Consider the following 21056-nt stretch of genomic DNA (forward strand, 5'->3'; position numbering starts at 1 on the left):
TTGATGAAACCTCATGCAGCGGCTTACAACCAACGCCTACTGAGGGGCCAGGCGCCATCCTACGAGCGCCTGCAAGCCCGACTGGCCGAAGATGGCAGCCCGCAGAGCCCTGACCCCATCGCCGTGCATTGCGGCTGGGGGCGCCTGTTGATCGGGCACACCTTTGCCGACCCGTCGAGCCTGGCCCTGGAGTTGCTCAATGAGCAGGCCGGCGAACGGGACATCGCCCTGTACGTGGCTGCGCCCCAGCAGATCCTCGGCATCGATCCGCAGCAGCTGTTCCTCGACCCGTCTGACACCCTGCGCCTGTGGTTCACCGACTATCGCCCGGCGACCCGTGTGTTTCGCGGCTTTCGCATCCGCCGCGTGCAGAGCGACGCCGATTGGGAGGCGGTCAACCAGTTATACCAAGGGCGCGGCATGTTGCCCGTCGACCCCGACCGCCTGACGCCGCGCCATCAAGGTGGCCCGGTGTATTGGCTGGCAGAGGATGAAGACAGCGGCGCGGTGATCGGCAGCGTGATGGGCCTCAATCACCAGAAGGCGTTTCACGACCCGGAGAACGGCTCCAGCCTGTGGTGCCTGGCAGTCGACCCGCGCTGCACGCGCCCCGGCGTCGGCGAAGTGCTGGTGCGTCACTTGGTCGAGCATTTCATGAGCCGTGGCCTGAGCTACCTGGACCTGTCGGTATTGCACGACAACCGCCAGGCCAAGAACCTCTACGCCAAACTGGGCTTTCGCGCGCTGACCACCTTTGCGATCAAGCGCAAGAACGGCATCAACCAGCCGCTGTTCCTCGGCCCTGGTCCGCAGGCCGGCTTCAATCCGTATGCGCGGATCATTGTCGAAGAGGCGCATCGACGCGGCATCGACGTGCAGGTGGATGACGCCGATGCAGGCTTGTTCACCTTGAGCCACGGCGGTCGCCGCGTACGTTGCCGCGAGTCGTTGAGCGACTTGACCAGCGCCATCAGCATGACCCTGTGCCAGGACAAGAGCCTGACCCACAAGGTGCTCAAGGCCGCCGGCCTGCAACTACCGTCGCAACAATTGGCGGGCAGCGCCGATGACAACCTGGAATTCCTCGACGAACACCTGCGCGTCGTGGTCAAGCCGCTGGATGGCGAGCAGGGCCAGGGCGTGGCGGTGGATTTGCAGACCATCGAGCAAGTGCAGCAGGCGATCGAAGCGGCGCAGCGGTTCGACAGCCGCGTGCTGCTGGAAAGCTTTCACGAGGGCTTGGACCTGCGCATCCTGGTGATCGGCTTTGAAGTAGTCGCCGCCGCGATCCGTCGCCCGGCTGAAGTGACCGGCGATGGGCATCACAGCATCGGTGCGTTGATCGAAGCGCAAAGCCGTCGCCGCCAGGCCGCCACGGACGGCGAAAGCAAAATCCCCATGGACGCCGAAACCGAACGCACCCTGCACGCCGCCGGCTACGACTACAACAGCATCCTGCCACGCGGCCAGACCCTGGCCGTGCGCCGCACCGCCAATCTGCACACCGGCGGTTGCCTGGAGGACGTCACTGCAATCCTGCACCCCACGCTGGTGGACGCCGCCGTGCGTGCCGCCCGCGCCCTCGACATCCCCATGGTGGGCCTGGACCTGATGGTGCCCGCCGCCGACCAGCCCGAGTACGTGTTTATCGAAGCCAATGAACGGGCCGGGCTGGCCAATCATGAACCACAACCGACGGCTGAGCGGTTTGTGGATTTGTTGTTTCCGCACAGTTAGCTGATGGCTTGAGAGGTGCATTGCCTGACCTGGCGCCTTCGCGAGCAAGCCCGCTCCCACATTTAGACCGCATTCCCCTGTGGGCGCGGGCGTGCTCGCGAAGGCACTGGCACAAGCACCACCTGACCATAAGCACAGAGGAGTCTTTATGAGCCGAACCATCCCCGAGCCGGACCTGAACTACCTGCAAAAAGTCCTACTGGAAATGCTCGCCATCCCCAGCCCCACCGGGTTCACCGACACCATCGTGCGCTACGTCGCCGAGCGCCTGGAAGAGTTGGGTATCCCGTTCGAAATGACCCGGCGCGGCACGATCCGCGCCACCCTCAAGGGCCAGAAAAACAGCCCCGACCGCGCGGTGTCCGCGCATTTGGACACCATCGGCGCCGCCGTGCGGGCGATCAAGGACAACGGGCGCCTGACCCTCGCGCCAGTAGGCTGCTGGTCGAGCCGCTTTGCCGAAGGTAGCCGTGTGAGCCTGTTCACCGACAATGGCGTGATCCGTGGCAGCGTGTTGCCGTTGATGGCCTCCGGGCATGCGTTCAACACCGCCGTAGATGAAATGCCGGTGAGCTGGGACCACGTGGAGTTGCGCCTCGACGCCTACTGCGCCACCCGTGCCGATTGTGACTCCCTGGGCATCAGCGTCGGCGACTACGTGGCCTTCGACCCGCTGCCCGAATTCACCGAGAGCGGGCATATCAGCGCCCGCCACCTCGACGACAAAGCCGGCGTGGCCGCCCTGCTCGCCGCACTCAAGGCCATCGTCGACAGTGGCGAGCCGTTGCTGATCGACTGCCACCCGCTGTTCACCATCACCGAAGAGACCGGCAGCGGTGCGGCCGCCGCCCTGCCCTGGGATGTCAGCGAGTTTGTCGGCATCGACATTGCCCCCGTCGCCCCCGGCCAGCATTCCAGCGAGCATGCGGTCAGCGTGGCGATGCAGGATTCCGGCGGGCCGTACGACTATCACCTGTCGCGGCACCTGCTGCGGCTGGCAGCGGACAACGATCTGCCGGTGCGCCGCGACCTGTTCCGCTACTACTTCAGTGATGCGCACTCGGCCGTGACCGCCGGCCACGACATCCGCACCGCCCTGTTGGCGTTTGGTTGCGATGCGACCCACGGCTACGAACGCACCCACATCGACAGCCTGGCGGCGTTGAGTCGCCTGCTGGGCGCGTACATCCTCAGCCCGCCGGTGTTCGCCAGCGACGCGCAACCGGCCCAGGGTTCACTGGATCGGTTCAGTCACCAGCTGGAACATGAAACGCAAATGGAGAGCGACACGCGGGTGCCGTCGGTGGACAGCCTGGTCGGTCAGAAATCCTGAGACTGGCAACCTGGGTCCCGGCGCAGTAGCATCGCCGGGATTCTCCAGCCGAGGCTTGTATGCTGATTCCCTACGACGCACTTGAAGTCGACACCCTGACCCGCCTCATTGAAGATTTCGTCACCCGTGACGGCACCGACAATGGCGACGACACGCCCCTGGAAACCCGCGTATTACGCGTGCGCCAAGCGCTGACCAAAGGCCAGGCGCTGATCGTGTTCGACCCGGAAAGCGAGCAATGTCAGTTGATGCTCAAGCACGACGTGCCCAAGCATCTGTTCGACTGAGAAGGTTATGGGTTGCTAACGGCGGGGGTTTCTGTGGCTTGGCGTTCGAGGATTTTCTGATACACCTCGGCACGATGCACATTGACCCCCACCGGCGCCTGGACGCCGAATTTCACCTGTGAGCCATTCAACTCGACGATGTGCAAGGCGATGTCATCGCCGATGGAGATGATTTCGCCTACAGCGCGGCTTAGTACCAGCATGGCGGTTGTCCTTTGAGAGTGACAGGACCTTGACCATGCGCGCTTGCAAGGGAGTGCAGCAATGGCTCGCGGCAAAATCAGGCGAGACCTACATCAACAGGTAATTTTACTGACAGACCACGGCTAAAAATGTGGGAACGGGCTTGCTCGCGAATGCGGTATATCAGCTACACATTCAGCGACTGACACTCCACTTTCGCGAGCAAGCCCGCTCCCACACAAGCCCGCTCCACATTTACATCAGGGCTGCGCTCAGGCTTTGGTGGCTTGCGCCTTGGCGCGCATCTTGTCGGCCATGGTGGTCATTTCGTCATACAGCAACTGCGGGTTCTTCTGCTTCAACGCCCAGGCCATCCGCCCCTGTTCGTGGGGCAAGATCATGAATTCGCCTTCAGCCACACGCTGGTAGATGTAATCGGCAATGTCCGCCGCCGAAATCGGCGAGCTTTCGAGCAGTTTGCCTACCTGGGCCTTCATCGCCGGGGTCGGGCCACGGAACGAGTCCAACAGGTTGGTCTGGAAGAACGACGGGCACACCACATGCACCCCGACGTCCTGTTGCTTGAGCTCCACCAGCAGGCTTTCCGACAACGCCACCACACCGGCCTTGGCCACGTTGTAGTTGCTCATGGCCGGACCCTGCATCAGCGCGGCCATCGAAGCGATATTGATGATGCGGCCCTTGCTCTTTTCCAGCAGCGGCAGGAACGCCTTGCAGCCCTTGACCACGCCCATCAGGTTGATTGCGATCTGCCAGTCCCAGTCCTCCAGGGACAGTTCGGCGAAGAACCCGCCCGAGGCCACACCGGCATTGTTGACGATCACATCGATGCCGCCGAGCTTGACTTCGCAAGCCTGGGCGAACGCGGTGAGCTGGCTGTAGTCGCGCACGTCGCAGCGTTGCACGAAGCCGTCGCCACCCGCCTCGCGCACCAGCTTGAGGGTTTCCTGCAAGCCCGGTTCGCTGACATCCGACAAGGCCAGCTGCCAGCCCTCGCGAGCCCAGCGCAGAGCGATTTCACGACCCAAGCCGGACCCGGCGCCAGTGATCATCATGCGATTTTGCATAGGAAGTAGCCTTGTGGTTCACGGAAGAAGTGATCGGCAGTGTAGCGAAGGTTATTCCTGCACCCACGCACCATCAGATTGATGAATGCCCCAGGCAAACCCACGGCCGGGTCGGAGCCTGGACGCAGGGGTAAGTTCAATCTTTTTCAACTAAGTCGATGGTTTAAAAGAAATAAGCAAGTTTGCGAAAAGCTTTAAAAAAACTTGGAATTTTCCGCGCAACAACACAGTCGGAGTTGTTAAGGCGCCTGCAATTAAACGTGCAAGCCTATCGCTCAATAACCAGAAGGAAGTAACCCATGAGCCTTATTCTGATCATCATCCTGATCCTCCTGCTGGTCGGCGGCCTGCCGGTATTCCCGCACTCCCGCAATTGGGGTTATGGCCCGTCGGGTATCCTCGGCGTCGTCCTGGTAGTGTTGCTGGTGCTGTTGTTACTCGGCCGGATATAAACACCAGGCAAAAAAAAGAGGCCCTCTAGAGGGCCTCTTTTTTATTGCCGGTTAGTTAGTCCGGTTTGCCATCCACCACGCCGGCGGTGTTATCCAACAGGCTCTTGGTGGCGGTCTGCAGGAACGACTCAAGTTTCTGCTTGAGTGCGGCCTCGTCCGGCGAATCGGGAATCACTTTACCAGTCGGCTCGGCGCCCAGTTCGTATTCCCACAGCTTCGGTGGCATTTCCTTGGGCAGTACCAGGATGCGGTCTGCGGTGACCAGGGCCACGGTCTGATCGCTGCCCGACGGCTTGATCACGCCGAAGCCCTTGTCGCCTTCCGGCAGGTTCAGCAGGTCACGGCCCCAGCACTGGTGCAGGGTGTCGCCACCCAGGCGGCCCATGATGGTCGGCACGATGTCGATCTGGGTACCCACGGTGTGGTCACGCTCGCCGAACTTTTCCTGCACGCCCGGTGCGATCATCAGCATCGGCACGTTGAAGCGGCCCAGGTCCATCTCGGTGATCTGCTGTTCGTTGCCGAAGCCGTGGTCGCCCACGATGACGAACAGGGTTTCCTTGAAGTACGGCTCCTTGCGGGCCTTCTCGAAGAACTGGCCCAGGGCCCAGTCGGAGTAGCGCATGGCCGTCAAATGCTCGTTGAGGCTGCCACGGTCGGTGACCTTCTCGACCGGCAATGGGGTCGGCAATGCGTACGGCGTGTGGTTGGACAGGGTTTGCAGCAGGGCATAGAACGGCTTGCCGCCTTCGCGGGCTTTCAACTCTTCCAGGCCACGGTTGAACATGTCCTGGTCGGACACGCCCCACGTCGGGTCGGAGAACACCGGGTTGACGAAGTCGTTACGGCCGATGAAGTTGGTCATGCCCTGGTTGCTGAAGAAACCCGACTGGTTGTCCCAGGCGAAATCGCCGTTGTAGACATACACGTCGTCAAACTTGCGCGCGCTGAGCAGCTGCGGCAGGCCCGACAGCTTGTGGCTGCCTTCCGGGGTCTGCATCAGGTATTCGAAGCCCGGCAGGTTCGGGAAGCAGGCCATGGTGGCAAACATACCCTGGTGGGTGTGGGTGCCGTTGGAGAAGAAACGGTCGAACAGCAGGCCTTCCTTGGACAGTTTGTCGAAGTACGGCGTGATGTTGCCCGGACGGCCCAGGGCGCCCACCGAGTGACCGGCGAAGCTTTCCATCAGGATCACGACCACGTTCTTGATCGGCAGCGTCTTCTCGGCCGGTGGCGTGTAGTCGCGGCGCACGGCAGCGGTGTCGGTATCCACCAGTTTTTCCTGCGGCAGTACCAGCATATCGCGCACGGTCTGGGTCGCCAGCGGCTGGTCCAGGGTGGCCTTCCAGATATTCGAACGCTCTTCGGAGAAGCGCGACTTGGCCGCCGCGATCAGCGACAACGTGCCGTTGAGGCCCAGTTGGTTGGCGAAGTTGGAGTCGGTGGTGTACACGTCACCCCAACGCAGCGGCGGGCCCTGGCGCAGGGTGCCGCGGGCGGCGACCACGGCGATCAACAGGCAGACCACGAACACCGCGATGCGGCTGTACCACGGCGCCACCTGGCGGGTGCCGATGCTGCCGCCGCTGAATGGGCCGCGTGGGCGTGTCGCACGGTCGGCGCCTTTGAAGGCGATGCTCAGGATCAGCGTGCCCACGGCCCAGGCCAACAGGTAGCGCACCACCGGGAAACCGTACCAGAGCATGCTCATCACGGTTTTCGGGTCTTCCTTCACGTACTGGAAGACCAGGCCGTTGAGGCGCTGGTGGAACTCGCGGTAGAAGTCCATTTCCATCAGGCCGAGGAACAGCGCGATGCTCGACGCCACCGTCAGCCAGAACCGGAAGAACCCGCGCGCGGCCATGGCCCGTACGCTGAACAATGCCAGCAGCAGCGGGATGATCAGGTAGACCACCAGGCGGATGTCCAGGCGCAGGCCATTACCGAACGCTTCGAGGAAGGTCGAGGCCGGTGTGTCGAGGATCATCTCGCGGTTGTACACCAGCAGCGCCAGGCGCAGCAGCGAGAACATCACCATCATGACCAGTGCGCAGAGCAGCGTGTACGCCAGATGGGATTTGACGGTCGGTTGCAGCAGGCGAGTTGAAGCTCGCTGCTGATTCAGGGCGTCCGGGTTTGCCATGTCGTTTCAGGACCCATTGGAAGTTTAAGTGGCTGGATAATGCAGTGGCGCGAATGGTGCCCGATCAACAGCAGCAAGGCTATTAATTACTGAGCGCGCGCACCTGCTCCACCGTGACGGCACTTGAGATAGAGCCCCGGCGGGAAGGAAATCTGGCGAATTGTCTTGGATGGAATGTGAAAATTGTGTGTAGCGAATATTTCGATACACAAATCTCATGACTGCACTGAAACTATTGTGGGAACGGGCTTGCTCGCGGATACGGCGTGTCAGTCACAGATGCTTGGACTGGCACACCCCATTCGCGAGCAAGCCCGCCCCCACATCGACGCTGCTTGCTCTAGATCCTTTGAGTGATCAGATCCGCACGTTGCCCCGTGGCCCGGCGATGGCCCAGATGATCAAGCCCAGTACCGGCAACAACAGGATCAACAGAATCCACAGCACTTTGGCACCGGTGCTCGCGCCGCTTTTGAACACGTTGATGATCGCCCAGATGTCCAGCGCAAGGATGATCAGCCCGATCAAGCCATTAAAAGTGGAACCCATGGTGTCGCTCCTTAAGTGAGGGCATGCACTTGTAGGATAGTCAGCCCTGCCGGGGGTTCCGTTTTATTTCAGACGTGTAGGGCGATTCGTAGAGCTTCCAGCGAAGGCTCGGCCTTGATGCCGACTTCGGCACACAGTTCCAGCACGCGCGGCAGGTCGTTGCCGTACACCAGCACCGCCTGGATCTCGTCATCCAGCAATTCGCTGAAGTTGAGCAGCACGTAGCCACCGTCTTGTGGGCTCAGGGCGCTCATCTGGATCTGGATGCGGTTCAGTGCGGTCAGGGCTTCAGTCTTGGCCAGTTGCTTGGGCTTGAGGTTGAACGCCACGCCCGGGCCGAACGAGGCGACGATCTGCGCGAACAGGTCACCATAGGTGTCGGCCTGGAACAGCACGGTGTCCGGCAGGCTGCCGACCACAACCCATTCACCCAGTGGGATCGGGAAGCTGTCGTCGTAGTTGATGTCCGGATTGGCCGCCAGAAACGCCGCCGGGTCCGCGTAGGCCTGGGCCGCTTCGTCGGCGATACGTGCCACCTCGTCCTCGCCCATGACGCCGGCGCTGATTTTACTGATGAGTTCGACGAGGGCGGTTTTCATGGCAATGGTCCTGTGGCGGGCGGGTTTTCGAGGGCGCGTAGCCTACACCAGTTTCTGCAAGCGCGCCGCCGTATCCACCGCGCCCATGGTGTGCGCCGCCGCCAGTGCGGTGGCGCCCTGGGCGTCAGTGGCCTGGGGGTTGGCGCCCTGGCCGAGCAGGTAGTCGAGCATTTCGACGCGGTTGAACATCGCCGCCAGCATCAACGCGGTACGCCCATCGGCAGACGCCGCATCCACCGGCGCGCCGCCTTCGATCAGCGCCTTGACCACGTCCAGGTTGCCCTTGAACGCGGCGCCGGCAATCGGCAGTTGGTTCTTGTCGTTGGGGATCTGCGGGTCGGCCTTGAATTCCAGCAGCACTTTTACCGCTTCGGCATGGCCGTGGTACGCCGCGAGCATCAACAAGGTGTCACCATTGTGGTTGCGCAGGTTGGCCGGCAGGCCCTTGGCCAGCAGCGCGGCGAGCATCGCGGCGTCGCCCCGGCGCGCGACATCGAAGACCTGCTCGGCAAATTCGGCGGCTTCGGTTTCGGTCATTTGTTTGGACATGTGAGGGGCTCCTTGTCTGATGCTGTATAGGGCGCCAGTGTCGCTACGGAGTTCCTCACTGTCATGGTTTTTTTGCCAAAAGCCGCCATAGGCAGAATCAATAACGCGGCTTTTAATAACGGAAGTGGCCGCCCTGGATCTGCGCCAATAACTGCCCGGTCACCGGCACATAGCAGTCGGAGCCCGGCAACCAGGCGTAGACCGGGTCGTTTCCGGCTTTGTCCGGGTCGAACGCCTCCTCCTTGAGCTTGACCTTCTGGTACTTGAAGGTCCCGGTGGTCTCCATCTTCACCTTGATCCGCAGGAACAGCGGCACCGCATAGTGCGGCAACTGGCCGTGGGCGAATTGCAGCAACTCGCGCATGTCCAGCGAAGCCAGCGACTCACTCGGGGTAATCGCAACCATGCCTGCGCGGCCGTTGGTGTTTTCGATCTCCACCCCGTAGGCCACCACCTCGGCGATCTGCGGGTGTTGCAGCAGGATGTTCTCGACCTCGGTGGTGGAGACATTCTCGCCCTTCCAGCGATAGGTGTCCCCCAGGCGATCGACAAACTGCGCATGGCCAAAGCCGATGCTGCGCAGCAAATCGCCGGTATTGAAGTAACGGTCACCCTTCTCGAACACGTCGGTGAGGATTACCTTGCGGTTCTTTTCCGGGTCGGTGTAGCCATCGAACGGGGATTTTTCATCGATGCGCGCCAGCAACAGGCCCTGCCCGCCCGTCTGCACCTTGCGCATAAAGCCATCGCTGCCACGCAACGGCTCACCGCTGTCGTGGGCGTAGTCCACCAGCGCCCAGTGTTGCAGGCAAAAGCCGATGGTGTTGTCGAAATTCAGTACGTTGGTGAAGCCGATGTTACCGTCGCTGGCGGCATACAACTCGCAGATATGCTCGACGCCATAGCGCTGTTTGAACTGCGCCCACACGCCGGGACGCAGGCCGTTGCCGACCATCTTGGTCACGCGGTTGTCGCGGTCGTTTGCGCTGGCAGGCTGGTCGAGCAGGTAGCGGCACAACTCGCCGACATACCCCAAGGTGGTTGCGTTGAACTTGCGCACATCGTCCCAGAACTGGCTGGCGCTGAATTTGCGCCGGATGGCGAAACCCGACGCGCCGACAATCGCCGAGCCCCAGCACACACACAGGCCGGTGGCGTGATACAGCGGCAAGGTGCAATAGAGGACGTCGTCCGGGCCCATGTCCAGGGCAATGCTGCCGAAACTGACGGCGGTCTTGGTCCAGCGCCCGTGCTTCATGATGCCGGCCTTGGGCAGGCCCGTGGTGCCGGAAGTGTAGATATAGAAGCAGGGGTCATTGAAAAAGATCTGCGCGGTGCTGGCCGGGTTGCCCTCCGGGCTCTCGGCGCTGGCGGCCAGCAGGTCGACATAACCCGCGGGCAGCGCACTCGAGGCCTGATCGGCGACAAACCAGGTGCGCTCGACCGGGATCGCCACCTGTTCACGCACCGCGTCATAGGGCCCTACCAATTCCGCCCCCACCACAATCGCCACCGGCCTCACCAGGTTCAGGCTGTGCACCAGCGCGGCCTGGGTCTGCGCGGTATTCAGCATCGCGCAGACACCGCCGATCTTGGCCACGGCCAGCACGTTCAGCAGCAATTCGGGACGGTTTTCGATAAACAGCGCCACCACGTCACCCTTGCGGATGCCTTGGGCCTGCAGGTGATGAGCGATACGGTTGGCGCGGCGGTTGGTTTCGCGGTAGCTGAGCACCTGATCGCCGTACAACAACGCGATGCCGTCCGGATTGCGCAAGGTGGCCTGCTCGAAGTGCCAGCCCAGGCCGCAGGGCTGCGCCGGGTCGGTGACGTTGGCGGCACGCATGCCACGCAGGACCCGCGGCAAGGCGCGAACAATGGCCGGCACCTTACGCAGCAGCATGCCCCAACTGATCATGTCGTTTTGCGGGTGGCTCATGGAGGAACGTCCTTTTTCTTATTGTTCGTATGCGTTGCAGGAAAATACGTCAGCCGTTCTGGCGCTGTACACGCGGGATTTGAAAAGTTTTGTATCCCATCGGGCGGGGCATGGAAAAAAGGAATTTAGCGACGCGCAGGCAGTCTTTAAACATATCGGCACGCCAAACCACCCCCCTGAGCAGCGCAAAATGCAGGATGCATGATGGCCATTCATGCAAATTGCACGAAAACGAAAATTTCCATTTTTTGTATCTCGTTGATTTATAACGATATTTTTCAATATCACTAGATGGCACAATCACTGCACCTATCACTCCATGCTTGCCAACTTGAGCCAACGGAGCTGATAGACATGAGCCTGATCCAAGATAAATTCGCTTCAGTATTCTCCAACTACGACGTCACCACTCAGCCACGTCCCGACGGCGGCATCCTGTTGACCCTACGCAACAGCGAAGGCAAGCAGGTCAAGCGCTCGATCTCTTACCAGCAATTGCACACCGCCGACCAACTGACGTGGGTGATCAGCGCGATTCGCCGCGACCTGGCCGAACAAGCCAGCGATCTGCCGCAGATTTCCATGCTGCAAAGCCAGAACCGCTTTGCCTTGCCGACCTATCACTCAGCCTGAGTGACAGGTACAAAAAGGCCGCGACGCCCCCAGGTGTCGCGGCCTTTTTTTTCGGTTCAGCACAGCCCTTGGCGTGCCGCTGCATTCAGCGCCTGTACGCGGTTGTTGACGTCCAGCTTGCCGTAGATATTGCGCAGGTGGAACTTGACCGTGGCTTGAGAGGTGCTGCGAATCTGGCTGATCTCCCAGACGGTCTTGCCCTCCGAAGCCCATCGCAGGATGACCCGCTCCGTGGGCGTCAAGGGCTTGCCGGACAAGTTCAGACGTCTTCTCACAGCGGTGGGCACGGAATACGGCAACGATTCCTCGGGGACGCTCATGGGGTGCTCTCCTTTTTATTAGCTGATGCTCCATCACCCTTCGGATTGCTCCTATTGACAGGCGATATAAACATTGAGGCCGGAGAGCGTTACATAACGAATAGTATTAGTGCGTAGGGTCAACAATAAACATCCGAACCCTACAACTAAATAAGGCACTTCCCACAGAAACTTCCACCTTGCCAGGGTTGAACATTCAAGGATTAGTGCTTAGTCATCCAAACCGGGAAACCGTCGGGCAATGTCATCGCCGCTGAACTCGGGGACCCGGACGGTCGTTGCATTGAACAAACGCAGTGCCACTACGTGCGGGTTCTCCCCCATGTCAAACCAATGTGGCAATCCGGCCGGGACGACCAGCAGGTCGTTTTTCTCACAACGCACGGCGTACACGTAGTCGCCAATGTGCAGGCTAAACAAGCCTTGGCCGGCGAGGAAAAAACACGCGGCGTCTTCACTGTAACGATGCTCATCGAGGAACTGCGCACGCAGCTGCGCCTTTTGCGGATGATCGCCGCTGACACTGAACACTTGTGCGCCGGCATAACCCGAAGCGTCGATCTGCGCCTGGTACGCCGCGATCATTTGCGCGTCGCTGGCGCCCTTTTCGATAGGGCTCGGCTGCCAACGCTCGAAACGTACGCCATGCTCGGCCAACGTCGCCGCGATGTCATCGAGGTGGGTCAGGACTTTGTTCGGGGTATCCGGCGAAGCAACGTGGTAGACGGCGACATAACTCATTGCACGGTTCCTTTGTTGGGCTCTTGCAATCGAAGGCCAATGATAATGGCGGCGGCCAGCGCCGCGATGCTGGCAATACTAAAGGTCAGGGTCGGCCCCAACAGGTTCCAGCTGTAGCCGGAGTACAACGCGCCCAGCGCGCCGCCGGTGCCAGCCAGTGCGGCGTACAGCGCCTGGCCCTGGCCTTGTTGTTTGGCGCCGAAGCTGCGTTGCACAAAGGCAATCGCCGCCGCATGAAAGCTGCCGAAGGTGGCGGCATGCATCACCTGCGCCAGCAACAGCACCCAGAAAAATTCGGCAAACGTGCCCAGGAGCAACCAGCGCAGCGCCGCCAACAAAAAGCTCGCCAGCAGCACCCGACGGATGGAAAAGCGCATGAGGATGCGGCTCATGCCCAGGAACATCAGCACCTCAGCCACTACGCCCAACGCCCACAGCAGGCCGATCACACCACGGGCGTAGCCCAAATGTTCAAGGTGCAGCGTAAGAAAGGTGTAGTACGGGCCATGGCTCATTTGCATCAGCGCCACGCAGGCATAAAACGCCAGCACGCCGGGGCTGCGCAATTGCTTGAGAAAACCATCGCCAGCCAAGCGGTTGCCGTGGCTGGCGGGTTGCGCGTTCGGCACCCACAGGCTGGCGCCGATGATGCCGACCATGATCACCACGACCACCACCGGGTAAATGTCCAGGCTCAGCCAGTCGAACAGGCGCCCCATGATGACCACGGTGAGGATAAAGCCGATGGAACCCCACAGGCGGATCTGGCTGTAGCGCGCGGTCTGTTGTTGCAGGTGGGCCAGGGTGATCACTTCAAACTGCGGCAGCACCGCATGCCAGAAGAAGGCGTGCAGAGCCATAACCAGGGCCAGCCAGGCGTAGGTCTTGCTGACGAAGATCAGCGAAAAACTGATAAGGGTGCACACCGCGCCGAACCGCACGATGGCCAGGCGCCGCCCGGTGTAGTCGCCGAGCCAGCCCCACAGGTTGGGCGCCACGCAGCGCATCAACATGGGGATGGCCACCAGCTCGCCGATGCGCGCGCTGGTGAATCCCAGGTGGTCGAAGTACAGGGCCAGGAAGGGCGCGGTCGCCCCCAGCAGGGCGAAATAGAACAGGTAGAAGCTGGAGAGGCGCCAGTAGGGGAGCGTCATGTCTGTTGGGGTTGGGGCTGCTTCGCAGCCCACAGAGAGCAAGCTCCCTCGCCGCAACAGGCTGTCACAGTTGGCCCAGCACCGGGGTGTCGACGCGGACGTCGGCGTTTTGCCCACGATTGCGCAGCAGGTGGTCCATCAGCACGATGGCCATCATGGCTTCGGCAATCGGCGTGGCACGGATGCCGACGCACGGGTCATGACGCCCCTTGGTGATCACGTCCACCGGGTTGCCGTGCACGTCAATGGAACGGCCCGGCGTGGTGATGCTCGACGTGGCCTTCAGCGCCAGGTGCGCCACGATCGGCTGGCCGGACGAAATGCCACCGAGGATGCCGCCGGCATTGTTGCTGAGGAAACCTTGCGGGGTCAGCTCGTCACGGTGCTCGGTGCCGCGCTGGGACACGCAGGCAAAGCCGGCGCCGATTTCCACGCCTTTCACGGCGTTGATGCTCATCAGCGCATGGGCCAGTTCGGCGTCGAGGCGGTCGAAGATCGGCTCGCCCAGGCCCGGTTTCACGCCCTCGGCAACCACGGTGATCTTGGCGCCGACCGAATCCTGGTCGCGGCGCAACTGGTCCATGTAGGCTTCCAGTTCCGGCACCTTGTCCGGGTCGGGGCTGAAGAAGGCGTTGTCTTCGACGCTGTCCCAGGTCTTGAACGGGATCTCGATCGGGCCCAGCTGGCTCATGTAGCCACGGATCACGATGCCTTGGGTGGCCAGGTATTTCTTGGCAATGGCACCCGCGGCCACGCGCATCGCGGTTTCGCGCGCCGAGCTGCGGCCGCCGCCACGGTAGTCGCGCTCGCCGTATTTGTGGTGGTAGGTGTAGTCGGCGTGGGCCGGGCGGAACAGGTCCTTGATCGCCGAGTAGTCCTTGGACTTCTGGTCGGTGTTGCGGATCAACAGGCCGATGGCGCACCCGGTGGTACGGCCTTCGAACACGCCGGAGAGGATCTCGACTTCGTCCGGCTCCTGGCGCTGGGTGGTGTGGCGGCTGGTGCCGGGCTTGCGGCGGTCGAGGTCACGCTGCAGGTCTTCCAGGGACAGCTCGAGGCCGGGCGGGCAGCCGTCGACAATGGCGACCAACGCCGGGCCATGGCTTTCGCCCGCGGTGGTGACAGTGAACAGCTTGCCGAAGGTATTGCCGGACATGCAGGGCGCTCCGTGAAATCAGTTGTAATCACTCAGGGGTGATAACCAAGCGCGCCAGTATACGCGGGCCAACCGACTAGTTCATCCTCGAAACCTTCCGGGTAGACATTGGTCGAACCGGCACCTCCTACGATGATGGCGCGATGATGCTTCGAGTTTTACTGCTGACCCTCACCCTGTTTACCGCCGTGGCCCACGCCGCCTCCCCCGTGGTGCTGCAACGGCCGATCAGCCTGGACACCGGCAGCGGCGAGCTGTTTGGTTCATTGCTGCTGCCCCAATCCGACAAACCGGTGCCAGTGGTGCTGATCATCGCCGGTTCCGGCCCCACCGACCGCAATGGCAACAGCGCCGACGGCGCCCGCAACGACAGCCTCAAGCGCCTGGCCTGGGTACTGGCGCGGCATAACATCGCCAGCGTGCGCTACGACAAGCGCGGCGTCGCCGCCAGCCTGGCCGCCACCCCCGACGAACGCAACCTGACCCTCGACGCCTACGTGGCCGACGCCGTGGCCTGGGGCAAGCGGCTCAAGGCCGACCCGCGCATGGGTCCGCTGGTCGTGCTGGGGCATAGCGAAGGTGCATTGGTCGCGGCCCTCGCCGCGCCGCAGCTGGAACCGGCGGGAGTGATTTCGTTGTCCGGCAGTGCAAGGCCAGTCGATCAGGTGATCCGCCAACAGTTGGCCGATCACCTGCCCCCTGCCCTGCTGCTACGCAGCAATCAAATCCTCGACCACCTCAAGGCCGGCCAGGTGGATGCGGACGTACCGGACCCGTTGCAAGGTATTTTCCGACCGAGTGTGCAACCGTATCTGATCAGCCTGTTCCGCGCCGACCCATCGGCCGCCTTTGCCAGACTGGATATGCCGGCGCTGATCATCCAGGGCACCAACGACATCCAGGTAGGCGTGGCGGATGCCCGGCAACTGAAGCAGGCCAAGCCCGACGCGCAGCTCGTGCTGATTGAGGGCATGAACCACGTGATGCGCATCGTGCCCAACGACGTGAAGCAGCAATTGGCCTCCTACAACAACCCGCAATTACCCCTCGCCGCCGAGCTGGGCAACCGCGTGGTGCGCTTTATCGCCGGACTTCAGCCCCGTTAAGCGACAATTTGCCTCCAGTCCTGCAGAACGCGGCCGATAAGCGGGTGTCGACCGCAAAAAGACTGTCGACTAGCAGGGCTTGGACAGGATCGCGCCGCATGACAACCACAGAAGCAACACCGGAACCCACCGCCGACACCAAGGCTGAAAACACCGAGGCCGTCGACGCGGCGCCCCTGCCGTGGGCGGATGTTCAGGCCGAGCATTTCAAGATGCTGCGCCTCGCGCCCCTGGCCACCGACCGTGCCACCGGCGTGCGGCCGCTGCGTTTCGTGCAGTTTGGCTATGCCGAGCGCAATGACGCGCACCACAGCCTGTTGCGCATGGTCATCCAGTTGCCGGGGCAACGGGTGCGCCGCGAGCAGAATCACCTGGATGTGTGGGTTGATCACGATAAACACCGCGTGCACTTCGGCCCGGGCAACAGCCTCGAAATCGAACCGCCCAACCGCGGCCTGGGGCGCTTCCTGGTGGCCCAAGGGGCGGCGTGGGCGAAGAAACGATGGGCCAGCTACCGCATCGACGGCGTTGACCTGTCCAACAAGGACGCGCTGAACGAAGCCACGCGCCTGCGTCGCGACCACTTCCTGCGGGTCCACGGTTTTGATGTGGCCTACGCCGATGTGCAGCACCTCAAGGGCAACGTGCAGCCGGGCAAGGTCGGCGATGTGCTGGAGAGCTGGAACACCGAGAAGGTGCAGTTCGTCGAGATCCTTGAAGCGGCGCAGATGCTGCAACAGGCCGAGCAGAACCTGGCGGAGCAGGAAATCAAGCTGCGCAAGGAAGAGGAAAAGGTCACCAAGTTCAAGCGCGAAGACAGCGGGCTGCGCTTTACCATTACCTGCCTGGTGGCGTTTACCGTGTTCCAGGCGGGGCTGCTGATCTGGATTGCCACGCACCGCTGACAGCGGGGTGAAATGCAATCAACCTGTGGAAACGGGCTTGTGTGGGAGCGGGCTTGCTCGCGAAAGCCGTAGATCAGCCAATACATCCGATGACTGGTCCACCGCATTCGCGAGCAAGCCCGCTCCCACACTGACCCTGTTCCTACAGGGATAGACGGGTCAGACCCTGGCGGCAAACACCGCCTGATGCTGGCGGCACTGCTCCGCCGTCAACATGAACACCCCGTGCCCACCGCGCTGGAAGTCCAGCCAGGCAAAGTCGACTTCCGGGTACAACGCCTCGACATGCACCTGGCTATTGCCCACTTCAACGATCAACAGGCCCTTCTCGGTCAGATGATCCGCCGCCTCGGCCAGCATGCGCCGCACCAGGTTCAAACCATCGTCACCGCAGGCCAGGCCCAACTCAGGCTCGTGCTGGTATTCGTCGGGCATGTCGGCGAAGTCTTCAGCGTCCACATACGGCGGGTTCGACACGATCAGATCAAAGCGCTGGCCCGGCAGGCCGTCGAAACCGTCACCCTGCACGGTGTAGACGCGCTCATCGACGCCATGGCGCTCGATATTCTGGTTGGCCACTTCCAGCGCTTCGAAGGACAGGTCAGCCAGTACCACTTCGGCGTCCTGGAACTCGTAAGCACAGGCGATACCGATGCAACCGGACCCCGTGCACAGGTCGAGAATGCGTGCCGGCGCCTGGGCCAGCCAGGGTTCGAAACGGTTTTCGATCAGCTCGCCAATGGGTGAGCGCGGGATCAGCACGCGCTCATCGACGATAAACGACATGCCGCAGAACCACGCCTCCTTCAACAGGTAGGCGGTAGGAACACGCTCGTGGATACGGCGATGCAGCAAGCGCTGCACATGGGAGACTTCCTCTTCTTCGAGATTGCAGTCCAGGTAGCTGTCGGCAATTTCCCACGGCAAATTCAAGGCACCAAGCACCAATTGGCGGGCTTCGTCCCAGGCATTGTCGGTGCCATGGCCAAAAAACAGGTCTTCCCCATGGAAACGGCTGACAGCCCAACGGATGTGGTCGCGCAAGGTGCGCAGGCGGGAAGTGATCACGGGGGCAGACTCCTGGAAAAAACGACTGGCGATTCTAGCAGCCTTCGCCTGTACCGACGATGTACGAAACGCCGCCGCCATCCGTCGGATTTCATCCAAATTGCCATCATTGCGTTAAACAAGCCCACCTCTTGACATCGCTGCACGTCAACAACGGCGTACCTTACGATGGTAGCGATTCACAGAACCGCTCAGCCAGTGGACAATGTCGCAAAAGCCCCCCTCACAGGAGCCCCAGAATGTCCGTTCCAAAGACGATGTTTCAACTCAGCGGTCGCGGTTACGCAGCAGCCAATCTCAACCATGCGACCCTCGTGATCATCGACGCCCAGAAGGAATACCTCAGCGGCCCGCTCGCCCTCTCGGGCATGGACGCCGCGGTCGACAACATCAAGCAACTGGTTGCAGCGGCGCGCCACGCCGGGCGCCCGATTGTGCATGTGCGTCACCTGGGCACCGTCGGCGGCCTGTTCGACCCTCAGGGCGAGCGCGGCGAGTTCATTCCTGGCCTTGAGCCAGTGGGCGACGAAACCATCATCGGCAAGCTGCTACCCAGCGCCTTCCACGGCACCGGCCTGGAAAAACACCTGCAAGACCTGGGGTCCCTGGACTTGATCGTGGCCGGTTTCATGAGCCACTCCAGCGTCAGCACCACCGTGCGCGCCGCCAAGAACCTGGGCTTTCGCTGCACCCTGGTGGAAGATGCCTGCGCCACCCGCGACCTGCCCTACAAAGGTGGCATCCTGAGCGCCGAACACGTGCAGCAAACCGAAATGGCCATCATGGCCGACAACTTCGCCACCCTCGCGTTGACCAAAGATCTGATCTGATCGTCCTGCCGGTGAGCGGTGTGTTTATGGCCCCGCTCATCCACAAAGCCTTCTCATTTGGCGCATTTAGCCCTCCCCCCGGAACAACCTGTGTATTGTCCGGTCGAAGGGCCGATACCCTGGAGGAAAGGTCGGAATGAAGATATCCGATGGTTTTGATGCTCGTCGCTTGCGCCCCAAGGGCCCGAGCAACTGGCGTCTGCGCCTGGTGGCGGGCTTTGCTGCGCTGCTGGCGATCGTAGGTCTGTTGTTGGCCGGTGCTGGTGGCGCCGGTTTATTTGGCCACTCACCGGCCCTTGGCGAACTGAATGCCAGCCCCGGCGGCTCGGCAATTCTGCTGGGGACCGGGCTGCTGGTACTGTGGTTGGGAGTGTGGTTGTGGCGACGCAGCCGTCGGAAAATGCGTCAACCGTTGTCGCTGAACATCTCCGCACACCTGATGAAAAAGCACGACTGATGGCGCTTGGATAGCGTTTCCTGCGCCCTGGCCGCCGCGATTTAGGTAAACTGCCCGCCCTTCGCGGAGGCTGACATGCAAGACGACGATTTTTCCCTGTTCAAAAACGAGCTGCGCGGCGTCAAGCCGATCAAGCACGACCGTGCCGACACCGGCAAACCCAAGGCCGACCGCGCGCAGATCGCCAAGCTGCGCCAGGCCGCGACCGTGCGCACCGATGCCACCACCGTGGATGGCCTGTCGGACCAGTTCGTGATCGATGTCGGCCCCGAAGACGAACTGATGTGGGCCCGCGACGGCGTGCAGGAAAGCCAGATGCGCAAGCTCAAGGTCGGGCAGATCCCCTTCGAAGGCAGCCTCGACCTGCACGGCATGACCGTGGAGAAAGCCCGCGAAACCCTCTGGGCCTTCCTCGCCGAAGCGACCAAATTCGAAATCCGCTGCGTGCGCGTCACCCACGGCAAGGCCGTGCGGCTCGATGGCAAGCGCCCGATGATCAAAAGCCACGTCAACACCTGGCTGCGCCAGCATGCCCAAGTGCTCGGCTTCACCTCATGCCAGGCCCGCCACGGTGGGGCCGGTGCGGTGTATGTGATGCTCAAGCGCACCATGATGGAAGGGCGTGACGAGTAACCGGTGCCATCGTCAGGCTTGCAGCGTTGTGTCCGCCACCGTAACCTTGCGCTTTGCAAAAATCCCACAGGTAGTTTCATGTCCCTGGAACAGAATTACACCGCGATCCTCGGCCAACTCGGCGAGGACGTTTCCCGCGAGGGCCTGCTCGACACGCCAAAGCGTGCCGCCAAGGCGATGCAGTACCTCTGCCGCGGTTATGAGCAGACCCTGGAAGAAGTCACCAACGGTGCCTTGTTCAGCTCTGACAACAGCGAAATGGTGCTGGTCAAGGACATCGAGTTGTACTCGTTGTGCGAACACCACCTGCTGCCGTTCATCGGCAAGGCCCACGTCGCGTATATCCCGAGCGGCAAAGTGCTGGGCCTGTCGAAGGTCGCGCGGATTGTCGACATGTACGCGCGCCGCCTGCAGATCCAGGAAAACCTCAGCCGCCAGATCGCCGATGCGGTGATGCAAGTCACCGGCGCCCTGGGCGTGGCCGTGGTGATCGAGGCCAAGCACATGTGCATGATGATGCGCGGTGTGGAGAAACAGAATTCGTCGATGATCACTTCGGTGATGCTGGGTGAGTTCCGCGAAAACGCGGCGACCCGCAGCGAATTCCTCAGCCTGATCAAGTAAACGGCTGGGTAGGAAAAAACCGGCGTTCATCGTCGGTTTTTTTTCGCCTGCAGAAATCAGGTAAGCTGCGGCCCCTTCTTCATGGGCAAGAGGTTTCAGCCATGTTCGTCAAAGCACTTCGTGTGGGCCTCGGCCACATCATCATCGCGGGCGACTTTCTAACGCGCCCAAGCAAAAAGCAGCGTTCGGCCGAGCAACAGGCTCAGGTCAACGCAGCGGCCAAGGAGTTGACGCTGTATCAGTTCCACGCCTGCCCGTTCTGCGTGAAGACCCGCCGCACCCTGCACCGCCTGAATGTGCCGGTGGCGTTGAAGGACGCGAAAAACAACGAACAGGACCGCCAGACCCTGCTGGAGCAAGGCGGCAAGATCAAGGTGCCGTGCCTGCGCATTGAAGAACATGGCCAGGTCACGTGGATGTATGACTCCAAGGTGATCATTGATTACCTGGACAAGCGCTTCGCCGCTATCTAACAGGCTGGCACAGATCAAAATGTGGGAGCGGGCTCATGTGGGAGCGGGCTTGCTCGCGAATACGGTGTATCAGCCATAGATGTATCAACTGATCCAC

Annotated in this window: 25 protein-coding genes; 13 read left to right on the forward strand and 12 right to left on the reverse strand. The window is 61.6% G+C overall.

The window, feature by feature from the left end; translation table 11 throughout:
• Positions 1 to 3 precede the first annotated feature (3 nt).
• From ngg to IB241_RS03150, 3 genes are all read left to right on the forward strand, one after another.
• Complete coding sequence (gene ngg, locus IB241_RS03140; protein WP_192296912.1) at positions 4 to 1737, forward strand: N-acetylglutaminylglutamine synthetase; 1734 nt, start codon at positions 4 to 6, stop codon at positions 1735 to 1737.
• 148 nt (positions 1738 to 1885) lie between these two features.
• Positions 1886 to 3070: an osmoprotectant NAGGN system M42 family peptidase gene (locus IB241_RS03145; RefSeq protein ID WP_192296913.1), complete on the forward strand. Its 1185-nt coding sequence runs from the start codon at positions 1886 to 1888 to the stop codon at positions 3068 to 3070.
• 59 nt (positions 3071 to 3129) lie between these two features.
• Positions 3130 to 3357: a YheU family protein gene (locus tag IB241_RS03150; RefSeq protein WP_003192759.1), complete on the forward strand. Its 228-nt coding sequence runs from the start codon at positions 3130 to 3132 to the stop codon at positions 3355 to 3357.
• A gap of 5 nt (positions 3358 to 3362) precedes the next feature.
• Here IB241_RS03150 and csrA read toward each other — a convergent pair whose 3' ends face one another.
• Both csrA and IB241_RS03160 read right to left on the reverse strand, forming a co-directional pair.
• A complete protein-coding gene (csrA, locus tag IB241_RS03155; protein ID WP_192296914.1) occupies positions 3363 to 3560 on the reverse strand; it encodes a carbon storage regulator CsrA in 198 nt (65 codons plus the stop codon).
• Between the two features lie 252 nt (positions 3561 to 3812).
• On the reverse strand, positions 3813 to 4628 hold the full coding sequence (locus IB241_RS03160) for an SDR family oxidoreductase (protein ID WP_192296915.1): 816 nt from the start codon (positions 4626 to 4628) through the stop codon (positions 3813 to 3815).
• A gap of 299 nt (positions 4629 to 4927) precedes the next feature.
• Here IB241_RS03160 and IB241_RS03165 point away from each other — a divergent pair, with 299 nt between their 5' ends.
• The gene (locus tag IB241_RS03165; protein ID WP_015885095.1) at positions 4928 to 5080 is read left to right on the forward strand and encodes a DUF3309 family protein; all 153 of its coding nucleotides are present in this window, start codon (positions 4928 to 4930) and stop codon (positions 5078 to 5080) included.
• Positions 5081 to 5135: 55 nt separating this feature from the next.
• Here IB241_RS03165 and IB241_RS03170 read toward each other — a convergent pair whose 3' ends face one another.
• The 5 genes from IB241_RS03170 to IB241_RS03190 all read right to left on the reverse strand — a co-directional run bounded on the left by IB241_RS03170 (position 5136) and on the right by IB241_RS03190 (position 10859).
• Positions 5136 to 7223, reverse strand: a complete 2088-nt coding sequence (locus IB241_RS03170) for an LTA synthase family protein (RefSeq protein WP_192296916.1) — start codon at positions 7221 to 7223, stop codon at positions 5136 to 5138.
• A 357-nt stretch (positions 7224 to 7580) separates the two neighbouring features.
• Positions 7581 to 7772: a PLDc N-terminal domain-containing protein gene (locus IB241_RS03175; RefSeq protein ID WP_003172956.1), complete on the reverse strand. Its 192-nt coding sequence runs from the start codon at positions 7770 to 7772 to the stop codon at positions 7581 to 7583.
• 68 nt (positions 7773 to 7840) lie between these two features.
• Positions 7841 to 8371, reverse strand: coding sequence for a hypothetical protein (locus IB241_RS03180; RefSeq protein ID WP_192296917.1), 531 nt, complete (start codon positions 8369 to 8371; stop codon positions 7841 to 7843).
• 42 nt (positions 8372 to 8413) lie between these two features.
• The gene (locus tag IB241_RS03185; RefSeq protein ID WP_192296918.1) at positions 8414 to 8920 is read right to left on the reverse strand and encodes an ankyrin repeat domain-containing protein; all 507 of its coding nucleotides are present in this window, start codon (positions 8918 to 8920) and stop codon (positions 8414 to 8416) included.
• Positions 8921 to 9032: 112 nt separating this feature from the next.
• Positions 9033 to 10859, reverse strand: coding sequence for a long-chain-acyl-CoA synthetase (locus IB241_RS03190; RefSeq protein WP_192296919.1), 1827 nt, complete (start codon positions 10857 to 10859; stop codon positions 9033 to 9035).
• Here IB241_RS03190 and IB241_RS03195 point away from each other — a divergent pair.
• Both IB241_RS03195 and IB241_RS03200 read left to right on the forward strand, forming a co-directional pair.
• Positions 10858 to 11064, forward strand: a complete 207-nt coding sequence (locus tag IB241_RS03195; RefSeq protein WP_192296920.1) for a hypothetical protein — start codon at positions 10858 to 10860, stop codon at positions 11062 to 11064. The genes IB241_RS03190 and IB241_RS03195 overlap by 2 nt on opposite strands.
• Before the next feature lie 149 nt (positions 11065 to 11213).
• Positions 11214 to 11492 (forward strand): DUF3509 domain-containing protein, encoded by a 279-nt coding sequence (locus IB241_RS03200; RefSeq protein ID WP_010208870.1) that lies wholly within the window; start codon positions 11214 to 11216, stop codon positions 11490 to 11492.
• 56 nt (positions 11493 to 11548) lie between these two features.
• Here IB241_RS03200 and IB241_RS03205 read toward each other — a convergent pair whose 3' ends face one another.
• The 4 genes from IB241_RS03205 to aroC all read right to left on the reverse strand — a co-directional run bounded on the left by IB241_RS03205 (position 11549) and on the right by aroC (position 14863).
• A complete protein-coding gene (locus IB241_RS03205; protein ID WP_192296921.1) occupies positions 11549 to 11812 on the reverse strand; it encodes a response regulator transcription factor in 264 nt (87 codons plus the stop codon).
• Between the two features lie 210 nt (positions 11813 to 12022).
• Complete coding sequence (locus IB241_RS03210) at positions 12023 to 12553, reverse strand: 1,2-dihydroxy-3-keto-5-methylthiopentene dioxygenase (RefSeq protein WP_192296922.1); 531 nt, start codon at positions 12551 to 12553, stop codon at positions 12023 to 12025.
• A complete protein-coding gene (locus tag IB241_RS03215) occupies positions 12550 to 13707 on the reverse strand; it encodes an MFS transporter (RefSeq protein WP_192296923.1) in 1158 nt (385 codons plus the stop codon). The genes IB241_RS03210 and IB241_RS03215 overlap by 4 nt, the downstream gene beginning before the upstream one ends.
• Before the next feature lie 64 nt (positions 13708 to 13771).
• Complete coding sequence (gene aroC, locus IB241_RS03220) at positions 13772 to 14863, reverse strand: chorismate synthase (protein WP_192296924.1); 1092 nt, start codon at positions 14861 to 14863, stop codon at positions 13772 to 13774.
• 143 nt (positions 14864 to 15006) lie between these two features.
• Between aroC and IB241_RS03225 the strand changes: the two genes are divergently transcribed.
• Both IB241_RS03225 and IB241_RS03230 read left to right on the forward strand, forming a co-directional pair.
• Positions 15007 to 15969 (forward strand): alpha/beta hydrolase, encoded by a 963-nt coding sequence (locus tag IB241_RS03225; RefSeq protein ID WP_192296925.1) that lies wholly within the window; start codon positions 15007 to 15009, stop codon positions 15967 to 15969.
• A gap of 98 nt (positions 15970 to 16067) precedes the next feature.
• Positions 16068 to 16874: a hypothetical protein gene (locus IB241_RS03230; protein ID WP_192296926.1), complete on the forward strand. Its 807-nt coding sequence runs from the start codon at positions 16068 to 16070 to the stop codon at positions 16872 to 16874.
• A 159-nt stretch (positions 16875 to 17033) separates the two neighbouring features.
• On the opposite strand, the gene prmB is transcribed toward IB241_RS03230, so the two are convergent.
• Positions 17034 to 17942 carry a 50S ribosomal protein L3 N(5)-glutamine methyltransferase gene (gene prmB, locus IB241_RS03235; protein ID WP_192296927.1) on the reverse strand — a complete coding sequence of 303 codons (909 nt, stop codon included), beginning with the start codon at positions 17940 to 17942 and terminating at the stop codon, positions 17034 to 17036.
• Positions 17943 to 18181: 239 nt separating this feature from the next.
• Between prmB and IB241_RS03240 the strand changes: the two genes are divergently transcribed.
• From IB241_RS03240 to IB241_RS03260, 5 genes are all read left to right on the forward strand, one after another.
• A complete protein-coding gene (locus tag IB241_RS03240; RefSeq protein ID WP_192296928.1) occupies positions 18182 to 18772 on the forward strand; it encodes a cysteine hydrolase family protein in 591 nt (196 codons plus the stop codon).
• A 136-nt stretch (positions 18773 to 18908) separates the two neighbouring features.
• Positions 18909 to 19229 carry a hypothetical protein gene (locus tag IB241_RS03245; protein WP_192296929.1) on the forward strand — a complete coding sequence of 107 codons (321 nt, stop codon included), beginning with the start codon at positions 18909 to 18911 and terminating at the stop codon, positions 19227 to 19229.
• 75 nt (positions 19230 to 19304) lie between these two features.
• A complete protein-coding gene (locus IB241_RS03250) occupies positions 19305 to 19862 on the forward strand; it encodes a Smr/MutS family protein (RefSeq protein WP_032888029.1) in 558 nt (185 codons plus the stop codon).
• A gap of 78 nt (positions 19863 to 19940) precedes the next feature.
• Entirely contained in the window at positions 19941 to 20486 is a 546-nt protein-coding gene (folE, locus tag IB241_RS03255) for a GTP cyclohydrolase I FolE (protein ID WP_003442011.1), read from the forward strand.
• A gap of 101 nt (positions 20487 to 20587) precedes the next feature.
• Positions 20588 to 20959, forward strand: coding sequence for a glutathione S-transferase N-terminal domain-containing protein (locus IB241_RS03260; RefSeq protein WP_192296930.1), 372 nt, complete (start codon positions 20588 to 20590; stop codon positions 20957 to 20959).
• Positions 20960 to 21056 lie beyond the last annotated feature (97 nt).

Source organism: Pseudomonas sp. PDM05 (assembly GCF_014851685.1).
In the GTDB taxonomy this organism is placed as follows: Bacteria; Pseudomonadota; Gammaproteobacteria; order Pseudomonadales; family Pseudomonadaceae; genus Aquipseudomonas.